Origin of the sequence: Rhizobium sp. P40RR-XXII, assembly GCF_012641405.1 — a bacterium.
In the GTDB taxonomy this organism is placed as follows: domain Bacteria; phylum Pseudomonadota; class Alphaproteobacteria; order Rhizobiales; family Rhizobiaceae; genus Rhizobium.
In genome coordinates, this window is the sequence record NZ_JABAII010000035.1 from 13,366 (window position 1) to 34,705 (window position 21,340).

The following is a 21,340-nucleotide window of genomic DNA, read 5'->3' on the forward strand; positions in this document are numbered from 1 at the left end:
TGCCCGCTCCCTAGATTTTCAGATGCTGCAGAACGCGGCCGCGGCTGTCCGGCCCATTGGAACTTTCGTCCTCGATCGTCCCGAGTTTGAGAATAGCCCAGCGATCCGCCACGGAAAGAGCGAAGTCCAGGTTCTGCTCGACCAGAAGGATGGTCGTGCCGCGCCTCTCACGGTCATCCCTCAATGCATCGGCGATGTTGTGGACGACGGAGGGTTGCAGGCCCTCGGAAATCTCATCGATCAGAAGGAGCTTTGGCCGCAGCATCAGCGCACGCGCCAGGATCAGCATCTTCTGTTCCCCGCCCGACAGGGTCCCGGCCTTCTGAACCAGACGGTCCTTCAGGAACGGGAAATAGCCGTAGACCCTGTCCAGAGCGGATGCCAGATCGCGATCGTTCGTGAGCGCCAGGCGCAGATTGTCGCGGATGGAAAGATCCTGAAACAGCGGCAACTCCTGCGGCGCATAGCCGATGCCGGAGGCGATCAGCTCCGTGGGCTTCCTGCCGGCAATAACAGCACCGTCTACCTCGATCTTGCCTTTGCCAACACGCAGGAAGCCAAGAATCGTCTTCAGCAGCGTTGTCTTGCCCATGCCGTTTTTGCCCATGAGGGCGAAGATCTCGCCCGGCCGAATGGCGAGCGACACGCCATTGACGACATCGACCGCACCATATCCACTCGATACGCCAGTGAGCTTGAGTTTGAACGCTTCAGCCATGGGCGCCTCCCGCGTAGATGGTACGGACCGTTTCGGAATTGACAATCTCATCCACGGTGCCGTCGAGGACGAGCTTGCCCTGATGGAGAACGACGATGCGGCTCGATATATTGCGCACGAAATCCAGATCGTGCTCGACCAGGATGGCGGCAAACCCCATCTCGTCCGTCAGCTTCCTGAGAATGGTACCGATGGTCATACGCTCGGTCTTGGTGAGACCCGCCGTCGGTTCGTCGAGAAGAATGACGCGAGGTTCCAGAGCGACGACCATCGCCAGTTCGAGAGCCTGCCTTTGACCATGCGACAGCAGCGATACCGGCTTGTCGAGCATGTCCGCCATGCCCGTCAACGTCAGAATCTCGATTGCAGCCGCAGGCAGTATTATCTCGGCAAGCGATCGCACCGGGCTGGGCGTTTCATGGCTGAGACGCGCCATCTTCAGGCACTGGCCAATGGTCATGCTGTCGAAGATGCTGGCGATCTGGAATTTGCGCCCGACGCCGAGCGCGACGATCCGTTCAGGCGCGCGACCGGCGATGCTCGTGCCACCGATATCCACCTGGCCTTCGATCTGCTGAGTGCCGTCCGAGAGGCAGCGCATCAGTGTGGTCTTACCGGCACCGTTCGGGCCGACGAGGCTGACGAGCTCTCCCCTTCCAATTTCAAGATCGATCCCCTTGAGGACGGAGAGGCTGCCATAGGCCTTGCCGAGGCCACGGATCGACAGAAGATTTTTGCCTGCGACGCCCCCCTCATTAAGGGCTGTCGGCGCCGGAAATGACTTCAGAGTGCTGTTGGAGCTTGCCGATTGCAGGAAACGCGTCACAAGCGATGCAAGGCCTCCAGGCAAGACGATGATCATAAGGACGAAAAGCGCGCCAACGATCAATTGCCACAAGAAGGGCAGGTCGCCAGAGAGACTGGCGCTCAGATAATCGATACCAACTGCCCCGACCAGGGGGCCGACAATCGTCCCGCGGCCGCCGAGCGCCGTCCAGACGACGAGTTCGGTGCCGAAAACGAAGCCGGTGTTCTCAGGTGCGACGACACCGGATGCGTTGGCATAAAGGAAGCCCGCCAGGCCGCATACGCCAGCTAGAACGCTCGTCAGGACGATCTTCAGCCGAGCTGGGTTCATGCCAAGATAAGCGATGCGCGATTCGTTGTCGCGGATTGCACCGAGCAGACGGCCGGCGTCCGACCGGACAAAGATTATTGCAAGAACGGCCAAGACCAGCAGACACGCGCCCGACAAGCGGAAATAGCCGGGAAGCCCGAGCGGGAGAGTTTCGTAACCGACGAGGCCGCTCGATGAACCGGTCCAAGTGCCGCCCGAAAAGATGAGCTGTGTGATGACGATCGGTACGACGAGCGAAATCACGGTGGCATAGAGCGGCGTCGACCCATGATAGAAAGACAGCCAGCCAACCGCAAGGCCAAGCAGGAGCGGAACGAGGATTGCGACGGCAAGCGCGAGGAGAAATAAGGGCGGACTTGCGCCAATATGGGTGAGAACCATCGCGGTGACATAGGCACCAACACCAAAAAATGCCGCCTGCCCGAAGGTGAGCACGCCCGTATAGCCCCAGAGCAAGTCGACAGTGATCGCCAGCATGGCGTAGATCATCGACCGTGTGAGGACGTTGAGACTGAAGCGGCCAAGAAACATCGGTCCAAAGACAATCAGCAGGATTGCGGCGAGCGCCAGCAGCAATAGCAGGACAAGCCGGAGTTTCTGTTTATCAGGCACGGGCAAATCCTTTCGGGCGTATGCGCAGCACGACCGCGCAGAGGACGGCTACGGTGATGCCGCCGAGGATGGGATTGAAATAGGTGCTGACCAGTACCTGAGCGGCACCGAAGATGAGACAGGCGGCAGCAAGCGCACCGAAAGAAGAGCCTGCTACCATCACCAGCATGAATGCGCCCGTCAGCCAGGCGACGCCCATATTGGGATCGACGCTGGTCAGCGGTGCGAGCAGCACGCCAGCCAAGGCGGCAAGGCCGGCGCCGATCATGAAAGTTGCGAGCCGCACCTTTTCCGTATCAATGCCGAGTACGCGCGCCAGCGTTTCGTTCATGATGACGGCCCGGGCGGAAAGACCAAGGCGTGTGCCATCCAATAGAAGGGTGAAGCCGAGGCCCAGCGCGGTCGCGGCGACAATGGCGAAAAGGCGGTAGGACGAATAGCCGACGCCAAACAGATCGAAAGTGCCGGGAAGTAGCGCCGGGGTGAACTGCACATCGCGGCCAAACCAAAGGGTGATGAGCTGGCCGATGACGATGCCAAGGCCCCAGGTCGCAAGAATGGCATCGAGTGGCCGGCGATACAAAGGCCGGACGACGAACCGTTCGGCGATACCGCCGAGAATGGCTCCGACCAGGAAGGCGAAGGGAATGGCAAGCCATGGATTGAGGCCGAATCCGCTGACGACCACAGCGCAGTAAGCCCCGATGGTCAGCCATGCGCCATGCGCGAAATTGATGATCTTCAGCACGCCGAAGATCGCAAGCAGCCCCGCGGCAACGATGAAGAGAATGGCTGCAGTGCTGACGATATCGAAAAAGAGCGTCATTTCTGGAACTCCGATGCTGGAGGCGGGGCATCCTGCCCCGCCACTCTGGTTTCAGAGCTTCGGGCACTGGTTGCCGGGATCGACGTCCTTGAAGCTATCGACGACCGCGACGCTGCCGTCATCCTTTACCTGGCCAAGATACATGGTCAGCGGCGCGTGGTGCTGCTTGTTCATGGAGATCTTGCCGCGCGGACCGGTGAAGGATACCTCGGGAAGTGCCTTGAGAACCTTTGCCGTATCGGTGCTGCCGGCCTTCTCGACGGCTGCCTTGTAAAGGTAGATCGCCTCATATTGCGGGACGGAAAGGTCGTTGGGAGTGCGCAGCTCCTTGCCGAACTTCTTGTCCATGGCCGAGAGAAACGCCTTGTTTTCGGGGCTGTCGATACCGGTCACGTAGGAAGCGGAGAGAAAGATGCCCTTGGCATCCGCGCCCATGCTCTTGGCGGTTCCCTCGTCGACGGCGAGATTGCCGTAAGGCAGGGTGACGCCGGCCGAGCGCAGTTGTTTGGTCAAGGTCACGTTCGGTGCGCCGCCGGCCGTCGACGTGATGATGGCATCAACCCCGGAGGACTTGATCTTGGAGATGATCGCCGTCCAGTCGCTGCCGTCCATCGGCAGATATTCCTCGCCGACGACCTGGGCGCCGGCTTTTTCGATATAGCCTTTGGCAAAGCTCAGCATGCCACGCCCGAAGGCATAATCCGAGCCGATGAGGAAGAACTTCTTCGCGCCCTGTTTGCTCATGAAATGGTCGACGACGGGCGGAACCTGTTGCTCGGGAACCCAGGCATTGACGAAGAGATTGGCGTTGCAGGATTTGCCTTCGTAGAAGGACGTGTAGATATACGGCACGTCGCCCTTTGAAATGATCGGCAGTCCAGCATTGCGAGCGGCACTCGTCTCCATGGAGATGACGACATTCACCTCCTTCTGGAAGACAAGGGAATCGAAGGCTTTTTGCGCGCCGGCCGCACCGGATGCGTCGTCGGCGATCTCAAGCTCCAGCGCGCGTCCGAGCACGCCGCCCTTGGCATTGATTTCTTCAACGGCGAGTTGGGCAGCCTGAGCGACGGACGGCGCGACCACGCTGTTTGCTCCGGAGAGCCCGACCGGTACGCCGATCTTGATCGGGTCCGCGGCAAAAGCTGCTGTGGCGCATGCCGCCGATGCCAGTATGAGGACGATGGTTTTCATTTGCATTTTGTTCCCTTTTTTTGATTTGGGTTGATATCATTACCCGTAGACATCTGCGCGGCGGTCGCCGAGCAGATGATTGAAGCTGTTGAGCGTGCGAATTTCAGCCACGCGCGACAGATCGATTTGCGCAAAGAGGATTTCCTCGCGATCCGTGCTCGCCGGACCGGACACTGGCCAGCCTTGAGGGCCGACAATAAGGCTGCGACCGATGAAGAGTTGGCCGCGCTCGATGCCGATCCGGTCGGCGCAGGCGATGTAAAGGCCGTTGGTGTGCGCGGCGGCCTTGTGCAGAATATTGGCCATCGGCTCGGGAGCGCTTTCCGCGCCGGCCATCGGCACCCAGTTGGTGGGCACGCAGACCAGCTCGGCACCGGCCAGCGCCAGCTCGCGAAACGTTTCGGGAAACCAGCCATCGTAGCAGATCGCGATACCGATGCGCCCAAAGGGCAGATCGAAAACCGGCAACCCAAGATCGCCTTTCTTGAAAAAACGATTTTCATCGTTCCAGAGATGGAGCTTGCGGTATTTGCCGATATATCCCTCTGGACCGCACAGAAGAGCGCTGTTGTAAAACCGATCGCCGTCCTGCTCGGCTATACCACTGACGATGTAGAGACCGAGCTCCCCGGCAAGACGGCGCAGCAGCTCAGCACTCTGACCGCCTGGCACCGGGCCGGCCAATGCTGCAACCTCGTCGCCGTCCCGGAAGCTATAGCCGCTATCGGCCAGCTCCGGCAGGACAAGGATCTCCGCACCTTGGGCTTTCGCCGTCCTCGCCAGCCGCTCGATGGCAGCAAGATTATGGACACGATCACCGACGATCGGTTCGAACTGGACAGTCGCGACGGTTACCGTCCGTGCCGTTGAGGCCTTGACGCTCAATCTTGTCTCCAAACGCAAAAAACCTCTGGCACGGAATTCAATCCGTGAACCAGAGGCTACATAGCCACAATGTAAACGCGGCAGCCCTGCCGCTGAGCAAACCTGCTCGTTACCATTAAGTTTTCATGTAACGACGCGACCGTCAAGCGCCCCTGTCAGACATTTTTTAAAAATCGCCGAGCGATAGTCCCTGGGCTTAGAGTTCACTTTTCCCGCCAAGGGACAGTCCGAGGCTTTTCATCGTGTCTTGCGCGGCAATGATGGATTCGGCGATTGTCGCCATGGGAACGCGCTTCGACGTTGCCTGGTCGCGCAACAGCTTATAGGCCGCCTCCTCGTCGAGGCCGTTCATGACCCGCAGCGCCGAAACGGCTTTTTCGACCAGCCGGCGGCTTTTCAATGTTTCCTCGAGTTTCTGCACCTTGCCGGCCAGCCTCTTTTCGTAGCTCTGCCGATAACGCGCCAGCGCGAACTGCGTGAGGATGCCGAGCGGCCGTAGCGGTTTGCTGATGACGCCGTGGGCGTTGAGATCGATGATCGCCTGGAGTGCTGTCGGGCTCTCATAGGTCAGGATGGCGATGATCGCCGTTTGCTGGAGGTCGATGATCTGCAGCGCGTGTTCGACGTGCATGTCCTCGACATGCAGGAAGACCGTGTCTACGTCGGGAGGCAAGGCCGGTGGCAACGGCCAGGTCGCCCTGACCTCACAACCAAGGCGTTTCAGATGAGCGATCAATGTGTTGCCGTCTTCATCGCGTGGGTGGACGACCAGAACGCGCGCGCGCCGCAGATCCTGAATGATCCTGCTCGGTCCCGTCATCTCAGGCCTCCAGCCAGACGTCTTCGAAACGCGAAGCCGTCAGATACGGGTCCGGCCGGATCGGACCAGGCGCCTGCCAGGCAATCTCGAACAGCCCGTCGGCCCGCGCCACACCGATGCGCGGATGCAGCCAGAGATGACGGGTATCGGCGTCGAAGTTGATACGGCCTTCCGGCGCAAGAAAATCTTCCATGAGAATTTCTTCGGAAATGCGATGGGTCTCGAGCGAGCCCGCTCGGGCAAGCGCCCGGGCGAAAAGATGAACTTGTGCATAGGCCGGCTGCGACCAGACGCTCGTCGTCACCTCTTCGCCGAAGCGGCTCTTGAAGGCGCTGACGAAACGGTCATTCGCCTCGTTCTCGACCGTCTGGAAATAAGTCGCCGAGAGAATGTGGCCTGTGCAGGCATCGGCTCCTATCTCGCGTATCTCGGTCTCGGCCATGGTCAGACTGGCGATCGGAACCCGCTTGCGATCGATGCCGGCCTCGGCATACATGCGATAGAAGCGCTGTGCAGGCCGCCCTATAATGGTTGAGAAGATGGCGTCCGGCTGGAGGCGAACGATGTCGGAAATGACCGACCGCAGCGTTTGCTCGTCGGCATGAAGAGGAAGATATCGCTCGCTGACGACCTCGCCGCCCTTTGCCTCCACGACGTCCCGCATGACCCGATTGGATTCGCGTGGGTAGATATAATCAGCGCCGACGAAGAAAATCCGGCGTCCGTGGTTGCGCAGGAGGTATTCGGCGAGCGCAAAGGTGTTCTGATTGAGGGTGGCGCCGGTGTAGACGACATTCTCGGAATATTCAAAGCCTTCGTACATCGAGGGATAAAACAACAACCCGTTGTGCCGCTCGACAATCGGCAGCACGGCCTTGCGGCTGGCCGACATCGACGCGCCGAAGATGATATTGACGTCGTCGTCGGCCAGGAGGCGCCGCGCGAGATTGCGATAGGCGGTTTGATCGCCGCCTGGATCGTAGGCGATCGGAACGATAGGCTTGCCAAGCACGCCTCCGGCTGCATTGACCTCTTCGATCGCAAGCGCGGTGCCAAGGAAGTGCTCGGTTTCCGTAATTTCGCTGATTCCGCTTCTGGAAAAGAGCACTCCCACTCGCCATTCGGAGCTTGTCATCTTCGCCTCTTCCGACGTCGCTGGAGGTTCGACAGCTGGGAATTCTGCAATCCCCTGCCGTCGACTTCCCTACCCTTAGTGCGTTTCCATAGGATGCTGCAAGCGGGTTGGATGCAAGTCAATAGGTCAGCCATCGCTAACGGAATGAGGTGGTTTTACGGCCATGAGCCGATCCAGGCATCACATTGTCGGATATCGGGCAGATATACGCCTGCCCGTCGGTCTTGCCCGCCCATTCGGCCCTGGCCGCGGCCAAGAGTTCGGGCGTCGTCATCAGCGATAGCAAGCTCACCCTATAGCGGCAATACCAGCGAACCGCCCACAAGATCACCTCGCCCTGAAAATGACGCCGCTTAAAATCGCTCATCAAAAGTCTCGCTGAAAATTGTCAGCGCTCTTTCGCCCTTCATTGCACCAACGAAACGTTGGTAAGGTCTATCGGGGAATGGTTTTCAAAACGGCAAGGTGCTCACTAAATTGTGCTGTCTTTAGGGGGTATGCTCTGATATAAAGGAGCAAATTCGCAATTTCTGATCTGATTTATGTGTTTTTTCTGGATCAAAATGGACATACATTTATGAACATGCAACAGGCTGCCCTCGCGCGTAAGCATCTCGAGCGACGTCTCGCGCCCCTCCGGGAGCTTGAGCTCATGGCTCCCCCTCGTGGTTGGATGAAAGCCATCCGTGAAGCGTTAGGCATGAGCACCCGCCAGCTTGCGGCTCGGATGGGCGCGGCACCCTCTCGTATCCCGGCTATAGAGAAGGCGGAAGTTTCTGGCGCAACGACGATCAAAACGCTTCGCGAAGCCGCGGCGGCGTTAAACTGCACGTTTATATATGCTTTCGTTCCTACCAAGCCCCTTGACGTTATCCTTCGTGAGCGGGCGGCAGAAAAGGCGGGGCAGGACATCGTCCGGCTCGATCACACGATGCGTCTGGAGAATCAGGCTTTGCTCAAGTCGGATCTTGAGGAAGAGCGCCGTCGCCTGGTCGATGCAATGCTTGCAGAATCTGGACGACGCCTATGGGAGGATGATTGATCCCCATGGAAGACGATCCTCTATTTCTGGACGATGACGAAGCCAATACGCCGTTGACTGCCGAGGAGCGAGAACAACTCATTCCGTCCTACATTACCCTCAGGCACGAACTGAATGAGGCCGAGCAGATAAATATTGGCGAAGGCTTGCGCTGGGCGATGTCGCGCAAGCGTAACGTTCTCGATCAGGATCTGCTCAACGAACTGCACCGTCGCATGTTTGGCGACGTGTGGCGGTGGACGGGACAGTACCGCACGACACCTCGAAACATCGGCGTCGATGCCTACCGCATCGCGACGGATGTCAGACATATAGTCGACGATGCACGCTATTGGGTCGAACACGAAACATACTCACCCGACGAGATAGCCGTCCGATTCAGTCATCGTTTGGTCGCCATACATCCCTTTCCAAACGGAAATGGGCGGTTCTCCCGTCTGGTGGGAGACCTGTTAGCACGCCAGCTTCAGCGGCCGCCATTTTCATGGGGACGGTCGAACTTGATCGATGCTGGCGAGACTCGGGCGCGTTACGTGGCGGCACTTCGGGCGGCCGATAACCACGAGATTAAACTGTTGCTGGAATTCGCGCGCTCATAGCGTCGGCGAAATTTGCCAGGAAGTAGATGTACGCGAGAGAGAGTAGACATGAAAACCTTCACGCGATCTCAACTCCAGGCGATCGCGGATGCGCTGGGTGATACCGACGCCGGCCTGACGGGTTCGGAAATCGGCCATCTGCTGGCAACAGTCAAGATCGTTGATACTCTCGATGCGGCGGTCTGAGGCCGCTGCGGCAGGTTCAATCGACGTAGAGCCTTGGCTTGATCTTCGCCTGACGCGAGGCGGCCAAGCGCTCGTCGTCCGAGCCATCTGATCTTGCCGAACAGGACATCTGTATCGCGAGCCTAAGCGACCCGTTCATCCAACAAACCGTGGCGGCGCGACGAACACTCCGCCCGGTCAACCTTCCAGGAGAAGCACGTTGAACATCGATCTTTCGGGCAAAGTCGCCCTCGTCACAGGATCTACTGAAAGCATCGGATTCGCCATTGCTCGCGGGCTCCGCCATGCCGGCGCAGAGGTGATCATCAATGGCCGCACAAGGGAGAAAGTCGATGCGGCCGTGACACACCTCGGCAGTCGCGCCCGCGGCCATGCGCTCGACCCCGCCAGCGCCGAGGGATGCGACGCCATGATCCGGACCGAACCCGAGCCGGACATCGTCGTCAGCAACCTAGACGCAGCATGCGTCGCAGCCATCTCATTCTTCGGCGGCGGCCTTTGCGGAAGTGAAGTCAGGTAGAGCGCATCTCAGAGCAAGCTCCATTCCTCGATGCCCAAATGCTCCTTCAGCACCTTCCAGCCTTTTGGCGTCACGTTAACGGCGCGCGACGATGGCAACCGACGTATGCAGCTTTCTGCAAAGAGGAGATTGATGAGGTGAACGCCAAGGGGGCCAGCAAGATGATGTTGCCGCTCCGTCCAATCGAGACACTGGCGAGCAAGCCCATAGCGCGTCGGCTTGATCGCGGTCGTGTCCACGCCCATGCGGTCGAACCACTTTGTACCGGCCGGCGTGAGGTCGAACCGCTTCTTTTCGGCCGCGACAAGGAACCCCTTCTCCAACAACCCATGGGTCACGGCGATCCCGACCCGGCCGGCCAGATGATCGTAGCAGCATCGCGCGAACCGAAGCTTCTGCGCGCCCCGGGTCAGCGGCTTTCTTCGCACGGATTCCGTCGGGCCGATCGAGGCCAGGGTCTCGAGCGCCAGCGCGATATGGGAACCGGCGAGACGATAGTATCGGTGCCGCCCCTGGGTTTCCACGGCCAGCAGCCCGCCGGCCAATAATTTGCCGAGATGGGAACTGGCCGTCTGTGGCGTTACGCTGGCGGCATGGGCGAGTTCGCCGGCTGGCCGCGCCCGGCCATCGAGGAGCGCCGACAGCATGGCGGCCCGGGCAGGCTCGGCAATGAGGAAGGCAACGGCGGCTATGTTCGGCTGGGTCGTCATGTCTAGGTCTCTTCATATCAGGCCGCACCATAACACCGAAATAGTTTGCATGTTTCGACGCGCATCGAAGCATTGAGGCGAGTTGCCGTCGTAGACTGGACGCTCAAGCAATTGCCACGGAACCGATCCATGACGAAGACCATCCTCGCCTTTTTCACCGACGTTCATCTCGGGCAGAAACTGATTGCCAAAGGCGAAATTACCGGCACCACGATGGGCTATGAGGCGACACCACAAGAGCACGAGCACCATTTGCGCTTGGTCCTCGACGACATCGCCCGTAAGGGCATTTCCAAGGTCGTCTTCGGCGGCGATATCGGCACCGCACATTCGGTCGCCGGCTTTTTCGAACTCCTCCGCGCCTATGCCTTCGATGTGTCGCTTATCCTCGGCAACCACGATACCTACGTCAATGTCACGCCGTACTATGACAAGGGCGGCGGTACCGTGGCAGGCAAACTGTGCTACTCGCAGCAAGATCCGCATCTGAAACGTATTTTCCTCGATACTTCCGACAACGCCGTCGGCGACGGCCAGCGCAAGTGGCTCGCCCGAGAACTCGAGGGTGTGAAGCGGGCCGCAATCTTTCTGCACCATCCGATCGTTCCGCTCGACACGCCGATAGATCGAACCGGTGCAGCACTGCGCGATCGGGACGAGGTCAGGTCGCTTCTGATCGGCATGGATTGCCGGGTGTCCCTGTTTTGCGGTCACTATCACATGATCGACGAAGCCCGAGAAGCAAACATCTGGCAATATGTCTCGCCAGCAGTCTCCTATCAGATCGTCAAGCAGTCCGATTGCCTCAAGGACGATACCGGGACATTCGGCTATCGTATTCTGGAGATGGACAAAGAAGAGATCAAAACGCAGGTCGTCTTGTTTTCAGAGCCGTAGGAGGCACAGCCCCCTTGCGACGAGCCGAAGCCACTCGCGGCAGACGAGGTTCATGGCTTGCTGCTGGCGACCGCTCGAACAAAGCTCTCTATTTCGTCATCGGTATTGTAATAATGCGGGGATGCTCGAACCACCGCAGGCAAATGGCGCGCCGTAGCATCAAGAAGTGTGCTCGAGGGTGCGGATATACTGACGTTATAACCCAATTGTGTAAGCTCGGCCTTTACGGTCGTTGCATCGCGGTTCTCGACCGAGAACGAAACAATGGAGACCGGATTGCGGCCAAGGTCATGGATGACAATCCCGGGCAGTGCTCGCAGGCCTTCTCGCAAACGGGCGGACAGGATGCTGCAACGCGTCTCGATATCCTCCAGACCTAACTGCAGTGCGTAATCGACAGCTCGTCCTAGCCCAAGGCGAGCGGCGTAGTTGTTTTCCCAGGTCTCAAAACGCCGGGCGTCACCACGCAACTTGTAGCGGTCAGGGGTAACCCACGGTGCGGCGAAGTGATCGATCATTGGCGGATCCATCGTGAGCATCAGATCACGGCGGACATAAAGAAAACCGGTACCGCGCGGGCCGCGCAAGAATTTGCGGCCGGTCGCAGTCAGAATATCGCAGCCGAGTTCGTCCACTCGTGTGGGCATCTGACCAACCGCTTGGCACGCGTCAAGCAGAAAGATTACACCGCGGCGCCGTGCTATCTCGCCTACCGCTGCGGCTGGGTTGCGAAGGCCACCGTTTGTCGGGACCCACGTGATTGCGATGATCTTGACGCGGTCATCGATCATCTGCTCAAGGGCTTGGGGATCCAATACACCGTCAGCATCGTCCGGAATGACTTCTATAACAGCGCCTGTGCGCCTGGAGACCTGCAGGAAGGCGACATAGTTCGCGGCATATTCCGCCCGAGTTGTTAGAATTCGGTCTCCTGGTTGGAAAGACAGGGCATAGAACGCAAGCTGCCACGCCACGGTCGCGTTTTCCGTTAGCGCAATCTCGTCACGACTGGCACCCAAGAGGCGTGCGACGCTATCGTAGACACCATCAAGTTCTGTGGCCGCCTCACTGGCAGCTTCGTAACCACCAATCTCGGCCTCGCGCGTCAGGTAACCGAGCATGGCGTCCAGTACCGCCAGTGGCATCAATCCTGAGCCAGCATTGTTCAGGTGGATACGATGGAGGACACCCGGCGTCTCGCGCCTGACCTTCACGACGTCTATGGTCATCATATATCCTAAAGGGTTGACCTGCTGCCGGTCTCCCGACTGCGATGCTAAGGCATTTATGCCGATGCAATCAATCCTACCACGTGATCAGCGGTGCTTTGCGCAACCACGTATCCACGCAGATCTGCTGCACGACAAATTCGGCGACATCGGCTCGGGAGATGGTTCCGCCATGGACGCCAGACAGGTCGGACAACGCATTGATGTGACCGCGCGCCGGCTTGTCGTTGAGCACCGTTGGGCGGACGATCGTCCAATCGAGCTCGCTCGCCCGGATCGCATCCTCCTGGCGATCCTTGTCTTCATAGACCTTTCGCAGCATCAACGGCAGGAACAGCCGGTCGAAGAAGAAGCCGCCATGGCCACGGCTGTCGCCGGCGCCGAGGCCGGTGATGCACACCAGACGACGGACCTTCTGTGCAGCCATAACGCCAACCAGTGCGCGCGTCGCCGTCGAGAGCAGAGTTACCTCCTTGAACGGGCTCATGGCCGTCCCCAGCGAACTGACGACAGCGTCACAGCCGGCGATAGCGCGGGTAAGTGCTACGGGATCGCGGGCCTCGCCTTCGATCAGCTGGGCGCCAGCGAGGTCCGCGGCTTTTGCCTTGGAACGAACGAGGGCAGCCACCTCGTATCCCTTTGCGATGGCCTTGCCGACGATCAGCCGACCGGTGGCGCCGGTCGCGCCCAATACAAGTACTTTCATGTCAAATCTCCGAAATTGTGCTGATGGGTAGGGAAGCATCAACCCGACACCAATGGACTAAGTCAGTGAGGGCGGTCGCCGATCTACCGCGCCGCGGCCTGCGCCGTATCCTCGGGAGGCGTGTTGAATGCGGTCGCTGCCTTCGGTGCGCCCTGGTGGATCGCGTTCACGACCTTCTCAAAGAGCGGTAACCCTTTGGGCGGCAGGCGCGGGCCGCCGCCGATCACGATGCAATCGTAGTCTACGCTCGCCAATTGCGTGGCCAATGTTGCGATGCCGCTGTCATCGGGAGCGATCATGCAGGTGTCACCGTTCCAACCGCGCTCGGTCATGGTCGTTTTTGCGATGTCGATGCCAGCCTGGATTTTTTCGGCATTAGACCCGGGCGGCAAAGAGGGGTCGGAAAAGTCAACGGTCTCAGGCTCCTGGCCCACAGACAATACACGTGTCATGGTCAAGCTCCTTTGAGTGGATTGGAAGGGTCGGCGTTTTCGGACAGGGTTTCGAGCCTATGGCGCAGGAACTCACCGATCGCGTTCACCGACCGTTCGGCCGCGAAAAACTGGCCGAGGGAGGATTGGAACACATGCGGCATGCCTTCCCAGACCGTTAGCGTGATCTCCACGCCCGCCGCTTGCGCTCGCTCAGCATAATGAATGGCGTCGGAGAGCAGTACCTCGTTGTCGCCGACATCGATGCGGATGGGCGGCAGTCCGTTGAGTGGGGCGTAAAGCGGTGATGCATCGGGAAGCGTGGCATCCTGGCCTTGAAGGTACATCTTGGAGAAGCCACGGAGGACTCCGCGCGTGAAGATCGGGTCTGCCTCGGCCCTTGTCTCGAAGCTCTCGCCGGTGAGCGTCAGATCGGTCCATGGCGACATCACTGCTGCGCCAACCGGTTGCACCATGCCCTTCGTCTTGTCGGCGGCAAGGATCGATAGCAGCGCCAGCGTCAGCCCGCCGCCGGCCGAGCCACCGACAACCACGGCCCTTTCCGCCCCCTCAGAAACGAGGCCCCGATAGGCGGCGACCGCATCGTCGATCGCGGCCGGAAACGGGTGTTCAGGCGCCAGTCGGTAGTCCGGGACGAAAGCATCTGCGCCGACGCGTGCCGCGATCTGGCCGACGAAACTGGTAAACGCCTGGGCCGAGCCGAGCACATAGCCGCCGCCGTGAAGGTAGAGGATGCATGCGCCCGGTCGTGCGCTTGCCACTCGGAGCCAGGAGCCGGCAATGCCGCCGACCGTCGCTGCCTCCACTTGGACATCCTCCTCAGCGGGTGTTGCGACAAACATGGCGTCGAACATCGGTCGCGCCTCCGGCCCGAGTGCCTCGCCCTTATGGGCCGATGCGGCTTGTCGCATCGCAGCCACGGCAGGCGCGTCTTCTGTCGAGAGTGGTTGGATCGTCATCATGGCAGATCGCTTTTATTGGCTGTGAGGTAGGAGCAAGCCCGGGATCAGCCCTTCGCCCACTGGGCGGCGGCATCTTTTGCAAAAGCGGCATAGGAGCGCGGCGCACGACCGAGTAACTTGGTCAGACGCGCGATCTCATCAGCGCTGGCCACCGCGCCCTCCGTCTGATACCGGCTGAACATCAGACGCAGGTCGAGCGCATGCCAGGCGGGCAGCATGGTTTTCGTGCGCTGTTCCATGACGACGAGATCGTCGCCACCGTAGCGGACCGCGCGGCCGAGGGCATCGCTCCAGATGCCGGCAATCCCTTCGCCGGTCAGGCTGTCGGGACCAACCAGAGCATAGGTCTCGCGGGCAAGCGGTGTCGGGGATTGTTCACGGCGAACCAGCTCGATCGCCGCGGCCTCGCCGATATCGCGGATATCGACCATCGAGACACCTTTCTTGCCGATCGGCGAGGCGTAGACACCGGCCTTCAACAGTCCGTCCTTCTGACGAAGATCGTTCTGGATGAAGTAGGCGGGACGCAGGACCGTCGCCGGCAGATCGAGTGCTTCGATCATCCGCTCGACCGTGTACTTGCCGGCGAAGTGCGGCACGTCGGCGTAGGCGTCGCCGCCGAAGACCGAGAGATAGACGATGCCCTTGACGCCGGCCTCATGGGCGACCGTCAGGGTCAGCATCGCCTGCGTCAGTTCATCGGCGACGTTGGGGGCGAGCACGAACAGTGTGCTGACGCCTTCGAGTGCTGCGCGCACCGAATCAGGATCGGCAAGATCACCACGGGCCGCCGTTACGCCAGCGGGAAGCTGCGCCGTCTCGGGGGAGCGCGTCAGGGCGCGAACATCGGCGTTGCGAGTTTGAAGATGGGCCAGGACCTGCGACCCGATAGTTCCTGTGCTGCCTGAAACGAGAATGCTCATATCAAAATCTCCTTGTGTCGGTGTTTGTGTTGCATCTGACGAAGGAGAAGATATCCGTTTCATTCTCGTTTTGGAGATGCCAATATCGGGACTATGTGTCTCGAATATGGAACATCATGATGGATCTTCAGGCTTTGTCCGACTTCGACCTTGTCGCTGCTAATAGCGGGTTCGGCCGCGCTGCCCGCGTCTCCGGACGCTCCAAGGCCACGCTGTCACGCCGCGTCGCCGAACTCGAGGAGAGCCTCGGTGTGAGGCTGATCGAGCGGGGGTCCCAGACCTTGCGATTGACCGACGAGGGACGAGCGCTTCATGAGCGCACACACGGGCTGCTGAGTGAAATCGCTGAGGCCGGTGAGGCGGTTGTGCTTGGCGCATCTACGCCGAAAGGCAGGTTGCGGGTTAGCGCACCTGTCGTTTTCGCGCATGTTGCGCTACCCCGGATCGGTGCACGGTTTGCTCTGGCCTATCCGGAGGTCCAACTCGAAATCGTTGCCGACGATCGCAAGGTCGATCCGGTTGAAGACGGCTATGATCTGATCATCCGGATCGACCCATCGCCGGACGAACGCCTCGTCGGCCGCCGTTTCCTAAATGATGAACGTCTGATCGTGGGACCGCCCGGCATGCCGCGTCCCGTTTCAAGTGCGGAGGGCAACGAAGCTGCCGTCAGGGCTGTCCTGCTCTCCGCAACACCGCCTGGGAGCCTCTGGCGAATCAATTCCGGAAGACAGGCGGACATTGTCCTGCGGCCGAACCCTGTTCTCCGCCTCTCGTCGCTGCTGATGGTCCGCGATGCCGTGCTGGCGGGCGCCGGCGCAGCCATGCTGCCGAAGCTACTTGTTGCCGAAGACATCGAAGCCGGTAGGCTTGCCTATTGGGGAACACAAGCTGGGCCGCCGGTGGAGATCTGGGCGCTGCAGAGCTCGCGCCGCCTGGTCGGCGCTAAGGTGCGGGCATTCCTGGAAGTGGTTGGGAAGGCGTTCCCGGAGAGGGCCTTCGTCGCGCCGGCGATATGAATGGCAAAGGGTGCCGCGTCTCAACACTCATCCATTCGCTGCGGACCTTGATGTATGTTTCGCCCCATATGCCACTTGCCAGTAACGCACCGCTTCCGACGTTTAAAGCGCTCCAGCAACTGCGGGGAGAAGTGGAGACCCATCGATGGATGGTGGAGTGATCGACACTCATGCCGCGTTCGGCCATCATCTCTTCCAGGTTCCGCAGACTCAATTTGTAAGCCAGATACCAACGGACGCACAGCACGATCACCGATCGATCGAAGTGGGGGGCGTTGAACATTACAAACTCCCCTGAAAACTAGAGGGCTTAGTGCCGAAGATAGGTTGCCATTTGGTTTTGCGACAGAACCTGAAATCTTGGCCGCGTAAAAAACTGAGCAGAAGCATTTCCGCCGCTCAACTTCGAATTTGCGACCGAGCCCTTTCGAAAGCCACCCTACTCTCGATCCTGGGGGTTAAGCTCGTTTGGTCACCTTAGGCCGAGCGGATTTGGGCTCCTCTCGCACCTGTCAAGTGCCGCTGGATGCGTCGCATGGCAGTAATGATCGAGGAATCGATCAGGCCGCGGACAGCGCGCGATAGACCGCCTCGGGCTCCTTGTCGTTGACGGTCAGCAAAATTCGAGAGGGAGCATCGATGCTGGAACGCTTTTGTTCGCAATCCCTCAGGCGGCCGACTGAAAATCCATATCGCGTCGCGCAGGCTTGCTGCGACAATCCCAGCTTCTGTCGAATGGCCTTGACGTCCACTTCGGCCGGAATATGGATGGCAAAATCCACGGCGTCCGCTTCGCCCTTGGCAAAGGCAAGAGCTTCCCGTGCGCCTTGCAAAATGCGTGATCCTGCTTTGCTCATTTTCGACTCTTGATCTGCTTAACCTGCTTGCTGACGCTCTTCCGCCATGCTTGCGGAAGGGCTGTCAGGATTTCGCGAAGCTCGTTGCGCTCCGCCTGGGACAGATTTGCTTGTGTATCCTTGCTGTCGATATCCAGACGCGGTCTGCAACAGGACGCCTGGATTTGAAAGCTGGCTTTTTTCCGAGTCGGACGCCATGGTGTTCGTTGGCGAAATTGACGGAGCCACTCTATTGGCTGAGGCGGATGACGCAAAAATAGTCGCCTGCCGGAGCGCGCTTGACGAATGGCACTTTCCTGAAGTTTCAACTTCGCGGAAATCACGCGAGGAGGCCAGCCAGCCATTTATCTTTTCAGGGATAGGCAATCGGGTGACTACCATGCATATGCTGACATGACTTGAGTACGCGAGAACGCAGCCGTCGTGGATGGTGCATGTTGTACAATCGCTCCGCGCCCACGAAAACATCCTTCGAAGCATAAAGTAAGAGTTGTCGATGAACATCGATCATAGAGGTGAGATCCTCATTTTGACCGGTACTCCGGGAGCGGGCAAAACAACGACGGCGTCGGCTCTGGCAGCTTTGAGCGGGTCATCGAAGGTGCATCTGCATTCCGATGATTTCTGGCATTTTATAAAGCACGGGGCTATTAAACCGTACCTTCCAGAAGCGCACAGCCAGAACAAGGTTGTGCTTGATGTTTTGGCAAATGTCGCGGCCACCTACGCCAAAGGCGGCTATTTTGTCATCGTCGATGGCATTATCGGGCCTTGGTTTCTCGCCGCGTTTGAAGCGATCAGCTTTCCGATACACTACATCGTGCTTCGCCCACGCCTGGAGACTGCGATCGAGCGCTGCCGCAACCGAGGAGGAGATACGCTTTCCGATCCCGAACCCATCGCGGCGCTACACCAACAGTTCTCTGAACTCGGAACCCTCGAACGGCACGTTCTAGCGACCGAAGGCGATGATCGAGACGGCTTGGTGAAGCGGGTGATAGCAGCCTTGGACAGCAATAGGTTCCGACTGACGTGAGGGCGATCGGCGGCATGTCGGGACCGACTTCTGAAAGTCGCACACTGACGAAATTGGCGGGCGGTACTATCTCAGTTGGTTCGAGCAGGCAAACAAAGCGTCCGCTAGCCCGCCTACGGAGAGGCGGGCTTCAGAAACGTGAGAGGCTATAAGGAGCCCCCACTCGCCAGTCGCATCGGCCGCACTTTCGGCGGTGCCTTCGATGGCGCCAGCACGGTTGGCATTCCGGCTTCGAGACACGCCGTCAGGAACGCTTCTCTCGCAATGACAGCAGGCACGCTTCCATTGAGTGCGCCGCGGCAGGTCTTCACCGCGCGCTCGTGACGCTCACCATGCCGAAGGGGCCATTCATTTTCCAGAAAGTCCAGAGCGTCATAGACTCCTGTGAAAGTGCGCTCCAACCCGCATTGCAGCCGGATCGTCACCGGACGGATCCACAGAATATCGTTGAGTGGCATTTCGTTCCTCCTTTCCATGCCAAGGACCACTCCTGAGAACGATATTGTAACAGACGCTTGGCAGTTCAAGAGTTTGCGTCATGCCACCAGCCCCTTGGTCAGTTCGAGTGCCTGTCGTTCGAACAGCCTGCGGTAAATACCGTTATTAAGGCGAATGAGCGCTTGATGATCACCCTCTTCCACGATCTTTCCCTTGTCGAAGACCAACAGACGATCCAGCGCCCGCACTGTCGAAAGGCGATGCGCGATCACGAGCGTCGTGCGGCCTTCCATAAGGCGTTCCATCGCCTGCTGGATCTGCACCTCGCTCTCGCTATCAAGGCTCGAGGTCGCCTCGTCCAGGATTAGAATGGGCGCGTCAGCCAGAAAGGCTCTGGCGATGGCGACACGCTGACGCTCTCCGCCGGACAATTTGACGCCGCGCTCCCCTACCATCGTCTCATAGCCCTTCGGCAGGCTCATGATGAAATGATGTGCACTGGCCTGTTTCGCTGCATTCTCGATATCGCGCCGTGACGCGTTCGGCCGGCCATAGGCGATGTTTTCGGCGAGCGTGCGATGAAACAGGATCGGCTCCTGTTGCACGATGGCAATCTGGCTGCGCAGGCTCGATTGCGTGACCTGGGCGATATCCTGTCCGTCAATTCGGATCGAACCGGACTTCACGTCATGGAGACGCTGGATGAGCTTGACGAAGGTCGTCTTGCCCGAGCCAGAGTGTCCGACCAATCCGACGCGCTCGCCCGGGTTGATGGTGACCGAGAAATCGTCATAGAGCGGTGTAGGATGGGCCCCGTATTGGAAGGTGACACGATCGAACACGATTTCGCCCTTACCGATCGTGATGGCCTTCGCGTTCGGCTTGTCATCGATTCCGAGCGGTGTTTTGTCGAGCAGGACCAATTCTTCCATGTCGTTGACGGCGCGTTGCAGGTTTCGAATGTCCTGGCCTACTGAGCGTAGATAGCCCTGCAGGACGAAAAACATTGCCAGCACGAATGTGATGTCGCCCGGCGTCGCCAGCCCCTGCTGCCACATGACAAGGCCGGTACCAAGAATGCCAGCCTGCATCGAGACCATCATGAAGCCCTGGATCGTGCCGTTCAGAGTCCCGCGCTTCCACGTCCGTCGCGTTCGGATGTCCCACTTGGCCAGCACATGGCGCAAGCGTTCCTCCTCGCGACGCTCAGCGCCGAAAGCCTTCACCACCGAGTTGCAGCTGATGGCATCCGCTAGCGCACCCCCCAGCTTGGTATCCCAGGCATTAGCAAGCTTTGCCGCCGGCGACACGTATCCCATGGAAAGAACGACAGTCACGCCAATATAGATCAGCGATCCTGCAGCCACGATCAGCCCCATGATCGGCCAGTAACTGCCGAGCACGATACTGGCACCCACGAGCATGACGAGCGAGGGCAGCAAGGCTATCAGTAGCAGGTCGTTAAGCGAGTCGAGCGCCCACATGCCACGAGTGATCTTGCGAACCGTCGAGCCAGCGAAACTATTGGCATGCCAATCGGTCGAGAAGCGCTGCACCTTGTGGAAGCCGTCATTGACCACGTCTGCCATGATGCGTAGCGTCAGACGGATGATCCCGTTGAAGATAAACCAGCGTAAAGCAACACTCGTCAGACCGAGGGTCACGACGATGGCGAAGGCACGGATCGCATCGCCAGACTTATTGCCGCTGGCAATTGCGTCGACGATCTGGCCGGAAAACACTGGCACCAGGACCTCGGCCAGGGTGCTTGTTATTACCAGCAGAATAATGATGCCCACCAGAGCGGGGCGATGGGTCCACTGACGAAAAACAAAGCCGAGCACATTGCGATAAGCATCGGCACGGAAGTCGAACTTCTTGCGAGTCATTTTAACCAGTCCGGCTCCGTGTTTAGTCAGCCGGCCCCAAAATCGAGAGTTAATAGACACGGCCGGAACGGAAAACGAGCTAACCCCCGGCGGATTGGTTGAGTTGTGGGGAAACGAAAAACCGCATGACGTCGTGCCCCGTGGCGGGCAACGAACGGAAATGACCTAATTTCGGCTCATTCCGGATGGAAGCGTTTCGATGGATACTGGTGTCATGCAACGCCTCCTCTAATTGATTTGCAGCGATGGAAACTACTTACCGAACAAATTCGAGTTTGCCAACCCGGTTTTTCTACTTAGTGGGGAAAATGCCGGAGTGCCACACCATTTCGGCGCATGGCGCAATCGTGCGCATCTTGATTTCAATCGACGGACTAGGTCGCGAACTCATAAATGTTGGTATGAACTTGGGCTGGCGTGCTAGGAGGTGTGGACTCTTGGGTTTCCAAGGCTGAGCAAATCAGATTCAAGACTGTCTTTTGGAGGCAGTCATGGGTGTTTTGGATCGTCTGATCCTTCGGGACGAACAGTGGGCGCGGATAGCGCA

Annotated in this window: 23 protein-coding genes and 2 pseudogenes; 7 read left to right on the forward strand and 18 right to left on the reverse strand. The window is 59.1% G+C overall.

Annotated features, from left to right (window positions below; translation table 11 throughout):
- Nucleotides 1–10: 10 nt before the first annotated feature.
- The 8 genes and pseudogenes from HGP16_RS33185 to HGP16_RS33850 form a co-directional block, all read right to left on the reverse strand.
- Entirely contained in the window at nt 11–718 is a 708-nt protein-coding gene (locus HGP16_RS33185) for an ABC transporter ATP-binding protein (RefSeq protein WP_168844177.1), read from the reverse strand.
- Nucleotides 711–2,468, reverse strand: a complete 1,758-nt coding sequence (locus tag HGP16_RS33190) for an ABC transporter permease subunit (RefSeq protein ID WP_168844178.1) — start codon at nt 2,466–2,468, stop codon at nt 711–713. Before HGP16_RS33190 ends, HGP16_RS33185 begins: the two co-directional genes overlap by 8 nt.
- Nucleotides 2,461–3,294: a branched-chain amino acid ABC transporter permease gene (locus HGP16_RS33195; RefSeq protein ID WP_168844179.1), complete on the reverse strand. Its 834-nt coding sequence runs from the start codon at nt 3,292–3,294 to the stop codon at nt 2,461–2,463. Before HGP16_RS33195 ends, HGP16_RS33190 begins: the two co-directional genes overlap by 8 nt.
- Nucleotides 3,295–3,345: 51 nt before the next feature.
- The gene (locus HGP16_RS33200) at nt 3,346–4,494 is read right to left on the reverse strand and encodes a substrate-binding protein (protein WP_168844180.1); all 1,149 of its coding nucleotides are present in this window, start codon (nt 4,492–4,494) and stop codon (nt 3,346–3,348) included.
- A 33-nt stretch (nt 4,495–4,527) separates the two neighbouring features.
- Complete coding sequence (locus tag HGP16_RS33205) at nt 4,528–5,373, reverse strand: nitrilase family protein (protein WP_168844181.1); 846 nt, start codon at nt 5,371–5,373, stop codon at nt 4,528–4,530.
- Nucleotides 5,374–5,569: 196 nt separating this feature from the next.
- Entirely contained in the window at nt 5,570–6,193 is a 624-nt protein-coding gene (locus HGP16_RS33210) for an ANTAR domain-containing response regulator (protein ID WP_168844182.1), read from the reverse strand.
- A 1-nt stretch (nt 6,194) separates the two neighbouring features.
- Nucleotides 6,195–7,328: a transporter substrate-binding domain-containing protein gene (locus tag HGP16_RS33215; protein WP_168844183.1), complete on the reverse strand. Its 1,134-nt coding sequence runs from the start codon at nt 7,326–7,328 to the stop codon at nt 6,195–6,197.
- Between the two features lie 274 nt (nt 7,329–7,602).
- Nucleotides 7,603–7,695: pseudogene (locus HGP16_RS33850) on the reverse strand (IS6 family transposase); the annotation flags it as partial.
- A 216-nt stretch (nt 7,696–7,911) separates the two neighbouring features.
- On the opposite strand from HGP16_RS33850, the gene HGP16_RS33225 reads away from it, so the two are divergent.
- The 4 genes from HGP16_RS33225 (at nt 7,912) to HGP16_RS33240 (ending at nt 9,675) form a co-directional block, all read left to right on the forward strand.
- On the forward strand, nt 7,912–8,370 hold the full coding sequence (locus tag HGP16_RS33225; protein ID WP_281408295.1) for a mobile mystery protein A: 459 nt from the start codon (nt 7,912–7,914) through the stop codon (nt 8,368–8,370).
- A gap of 5 nt (nt 8,371–8,375) precedes the next feature.
- Complete coding sequence (locus tag HGP16_RS33230; RefSeq protein WP_168844186.1) at nt 8,376–8,969, forward strand: mobile mystery protein B; 594 nt, start codon at nt 8,376–8,378, stop codon at nt 8,967–8,969.
- Between the two features lie 48 nt (nt 8,970–9,017).
- Nucleotides 9,018–9,155, forward strand: a complete 138-nt coding sequence (locus HGP16_RS33235; RefSeq protein WP_205926503.1) for a hypothetical protein — start codon at nt 9,018–9,020, stop codon at nt 9,153–9,155.
- A gap of 199 nt (nt 9,156–9,354) precedes the next feature.
- Nucleotides 9,355–9,675 carry an SDR family NAD(P)-dependent oxidoreductase gene (locus tag HGP16_RS33240; RefSeq protein ID WP_281408293.1) on the forward strand — a complete coding sequence of 107 codons (321 nt, stop codon included), beginning with the start codon at nt 9,355–9,357 and terminating at the stop codon, nt 9,673–9,675.
- An 8-nt stretch (nt 9,676–9,683) separates the two neighbouring features.
- Here HGP16_RS33240 and HGP16_RS33245 read toward each other — a convergent pair whose 3' ends face one another.
- Nucleotides 9,684–10,385, reverse strand: coding sequence for an ArsR/SmtB family transcription factor (locus HGP16_RS33245; RefSeq protein WP_168844187.1), 702 nt, complete (start codon nt 10,383–10,385; stop codon nt 9,684–9,686).
- A 129-nt stretch (nt 10,386–10,514) separates the two neighbouring features.
- Here HGP16_RS33245 and HGP16_RS33250 point away from each other — a divergent pair, with 129 nt between their 5' ends.
- Nucleotides 10,515–11,282: a metallophosphoesterase gene (locus tag HGP16_RS33250; protein ID WP_168844188.1), complete on the forward strand. Its 768-nt coding sequence runs from the start codon at nt 10,515–10,517 to the stop codon at nt 11,280–11,282.
- A 50-nt stretch (nt 11,283–11,332) separates the two neighbouring features.
- Here HGP16_RS33250 and HGP16_RS33255 read toward each other — a convergent pair whose 3' ends face one another.
- The 5 genes from HGP16_RS33255 to HGP16_RS33275 form a co-directional block, all read right to left on the reverse strand.
- The gene (locus HGP16_RS33255) at nt 11,333–12,511 is read right to left on the reverse strand and encodes an aminotransferase class V-fold PLP-dependent enzyme (RefSeq protein WP_168844189.1); all 1,179 of its coding nucleotides are present in this window, start codon (nt 12,509–12,511) and stop codon (nt 11,333–11,335) included.
- A gap of 76 nt (nt 12,512–12,587) precedes the next feature.
- Nucleotides 12,588–13,217: an NAD(P)-dependent oxidoreductase gene (locus tag HGP16_RS33260; protein ID WP_168844190.1), complete on the reverse strand. Its 630-nt coding sequence runs from the start codon at nt 13,215–13,217 to the stop codon at nt 12,588–12,590.
- An 83-nt stretch (nt 13,218–13,300) separates the two neighbouring features.
- Entirely contained in the window at nt 13,301–13,669 is a 369-nt protein-coding gene (locus HGP16_RS33265) for a hypothetical protein (RefSeq protein WP_168844191.1), read from the reverse strand.
- A gap of 2 nt (nt 13,670–13,671) precedes the next feature.
- Entirely contained in the window at nt 13,672–14,631 is a 960-nt protein-coding gene (locus tag HGP16_RS33270; protein ID WP_168844192.1) for an alpha/beta hydrolase, read from the reverse strand.
- 44 nt (nt 14,632–14,675) lie between these two features.
- Nucleotides 14,676–15,554: an NmrA/HSCARG family protein gene (locus HGP16_RS33275; RefSeq protein WP_168844193.1), complete on the reverse strand. Its 879-nt coding sequence runs from the start codon at nt 15,552–15,554 to the stop codon at nt 14,676–14,678.
- Between the two features lie 119 nt (nt 15,555–15,673).
- On the opposite strand from HGP16_RS33275, the gene HGP16_RS33280 reads away from it, so the two are divergent.
- Complete coding sequence (locus HGP16_RS33280) at nt 15,674–16,573, forward strand: LysR family transcriptional regulator (RefSeq protein WP_168844199.1); 900 nt, start codon at nt 15,674–15,676, stop codon at nt 16,571–16,573.
- Between the two features lie 31 nt (nt 16,574–16,604).
- On the opposite strand, the pseudogene HGP16_RS33285 reads toward HGP16_RS33280, so the two are convergent.
- Both HGP16_RS33285 and HGP16_RS33290 read right to left on the reverse strand, forming a co-directional pair.
- Nucleotides 16,605–16,856, reverse strand: a pseudogene (locus tag HGP16_RS33285) (IS6 family transposase); the annotation flags it as partial.
- A 277-nt stretch (nt 16,857–17,133) separates the two neighbouring features.
- Nucleotides 17,134–17,430 carry a helix-turn-helix domain-containing protein gene (locus HGP16_RS33290; RefSeq protein ID WP_168844194.1) on the reverse strand — a complete coding sequence of 99 codons (297 nt, stop codon included), beginning with the start codon at nt 17,428–17,430 and terminating at the stop codon, nt 17,134–17,136.
- Nucleotides 17,431–17,926: 496 nt separating this feature from the next.
- On the opposite strand from HGP16_RS33290, the gene HGP16_RS33295 reads away from it, so the two are divergent.
- Entirely contained in the window at nt 17,927–18,466 is a 540-nt protein-coding gene (locus tag HGP16_RS33295; protein ID WP_168844195.1) for an AAA family ATPase, read from the forward strand.
- A 146-nt stretch (nt 18,467–18,612) separates the two neighbouring features.
- Here the strand turns inward: HGP16_RS33295 and HGP16_RS33300 are convergent, their stop codons facing one another.
- Nucleotides 18,613–18,924: a DUF982 domain-containing protein gene (locus HGP16_RS33300; RefSeq protein ID WP_168844196.1), complete on the reverse strand. Its 312-nt coding sequence runs from the start codon at nt 18,922–18,924 to the stop codon at nt 18,613–18,615.
- 78 nt (nt 18,925–19,002) lie between these two features.
- Nucleotides 19,003–20,793, reverse strand: coding sequence for an ABC transporter ATP-binding protein (locus tag HGP16_RS33305; RefSeq protein WP_168844197.1), 1,791 nt, complete (start codon nt 20,791–20,793; stop codon nt 19,003–19,005).
- Nucleotides 20,794–21,340: the final 547 nt, after the last annotated feature.

Coding starts and splice junctions, on each gene's coding strand:
- HGP16_RS33230 (WP_168844186.1), top strand. CDS start 8,376: ATGGAAGACGATCCTCTATTTCTGGACGATGACGAAGCCAATACGCCG.
- HGP16_RS33210 (WP_168844182.1), bottom strand. CDS start 6,193: ATGACGGGACCGAGCAGGATCATTCAGGATCTGCGGCGCGCGCGCGTT.
- HGP16_RS33245 (WP_168844187.1), bottom strand. CDS start 10,385: ATGACGACCCAGCCGAACATAGCCGCCGTTGCCTTCCTCATTGCCGAG.
- HGP16_RS33185 (WP_168844177.1), bottom strand. CDS start 718: ATGGCTGAAGCGTTCAAACTCAAGCTCACTGGCGTATCGAGTGGATAT.
- HGP16_RS33255 (WP_168844189.1), bottom strand. CDS start 12,511: ATGACCATAGACGTCGTGAAGGTCAGGCGCGAGACGCCGGGTGTCCTC.
- HGP16_RS33300 (WP_168844196.1), bottom strand. CDS start 18,924: ATGCCACTCAACGATATTCTGTGGATCCGTCCGGTGACGATCCGGCTG.
- HGP16_RS33215 (WP_168844183.1), bottom strand. CDS start 7,328: ATGACAAGCTCCGAATGGCGAGTGGGAGTGCTCTTTTCCAGAAGCGGA.
- HGP16_RS33275 (WP_168844193.1), bottom strand. CDS start 15,554: ATGAGCATTCTCGTTTCAGGCAGCACAGGAACTATCGGGTCGCAGGTC.
- HGP16_RS33270 (WP_168844192.1), bottom strand. CDS start 14,631: ATGATGACGATCCAACCACTCTCGACAGAAGACGCGCCTGCCGTGGCT.
- HGP16_RS33280 (WP_168844199.1), top strand. CDS start 15,674: ATGGATCTTCAGGCTTTGTCCGACTTCGACCTTGTCGCTGCTAATAGC.
- HGP16_RS33265 (WP_168844191.1), bottom strand. CDS start 13,669: ATGACACGTGTATTGTCTGTGGGCCAGGAGCCTGAGACCGTTGACTTT.
- HGP16_RS33290 (WP_168844194.1), bottom strand. CDS start 17,430: ATGAGCAAAGCAGGATCACGCATTTTGCAAGGCGCACGGGAAGCTCTT.
- HGP16_RS33235 (WP_205926503.1), top strand. CDS start 9,018: ATGAAAACCTTCACGCGATCTCAACTCCAGGCGATCGCGGATGCGCTG.
- HGP16_RS33250 (WP_168844188.1), top strand. CDS start 10,515: ATGACGAAGACCATCCTCGCCTTTTTCACCGACGTTCATCTCGGGCAG.
- HGP16_RS33305 (WP_168844197.1), bottom strand. CDS start 20,793: ATGACTCGCAAGAAGTTCGACTTCCGTGCCGATGCTTATCGCAATGTG.
- HGP16_RS33225 (WP_281408295.1), top strand. CDS start 7,912: ATGCAACAGGCTGCCCTCGCGCGTAAGCATCTCGAGCGACGTCTCGCG.
- HGP16_RS33295 (WP_168844195.1), top strand. CDS start 17,927: ATGAACATCGATCATAGAGGTGAGATCCTCATTTTGACCGGTACTCCG.
- HGP16_RS33260 (WP_168844190.1), bottom strand. CDS start 13,217: ATGAAAGTACTTGTATTGGGCGCGACCGGCGCCACCGGTCGGCTGATC.
- HGP16_RS33195 (WP_168844179.1), bottom strand. CDS start 3,294: ATGACGCTCTTTTTCGATATCGTCAGCACTGCAGCCATTCTCTTCATC.
- HGP16_RS33200 (WP_168844180.1), bottom strand. CDS start 4,494: ATGCAAATGAAAACCATCGTCCTCATACTGGCATCGGCGGCATGCGCC.